Below are 453 nucleotides of genomic sequence, written 5' to 3'. Positions count from 1 at the left end.
CGGGACGGAAGGGTGGTGAATCATAATTATCCCCAGCCAAAACAAGAACCCAAAACCCTATTGCCATTGCAAGCAATGCTCGCGCTAGCACATATTTTCGTTAATAATTATACCACGCCACAGGCCGAAACCCACAAAAAATGCGTTGATAGAGCGCAAACTCTACCAACGCAACCGTGCTCACAACGCGTAGCTAGGCAACGCTTTCGAAAACCAAGGGCAAGGCTTCAACCGACGTAGCACTGATCGTAATTGCCGATTTGAGTGCGGCCAAAGCAACCTCGGCCCGTTGCTGATCAGCAGCATGCACTGTCAACAAGGCCTCGCCCGCTTGAACTGGCTCGCCAACTTTACGCTCAAGCACCAAGCCCACCGCCGGATCGATCGCATCTTCTTTGCGGGCGCGACCAGCTCCAAGCTCGGTCGCCACAATCCCACAGGTTTCGGCATCGA

The 453-nt window shown here is 53.6% G+C and carries 1 pseudogene; it reads right to left on the bottom strand.

Going from position 1 to position 453, the window contains the following annotated elements:
• Positions 1-193: 193 nt before the first annotated feature.
• Positions 194-453: pseudogene (deoA, locus tag DEF47_RS21205) on the bottom strand (pyrimidine-nucleoside phosphorylase); the annotation flags it as partial.

It is taken from the genome of Herpetosiphon sp., assembly GCF_003512625.1.
Lineage (GTDB): Bacteria > Chloroflexota > Chloroflexia > Chloroflexales > Herpetosiphonaceae > Herpetosiphon > Herpetosiphon aurantiacus.
Note: the sequence above shows the minus strand (reverse complement) of the source record. Positions and strands in the feature narration are given on the sequence as shown.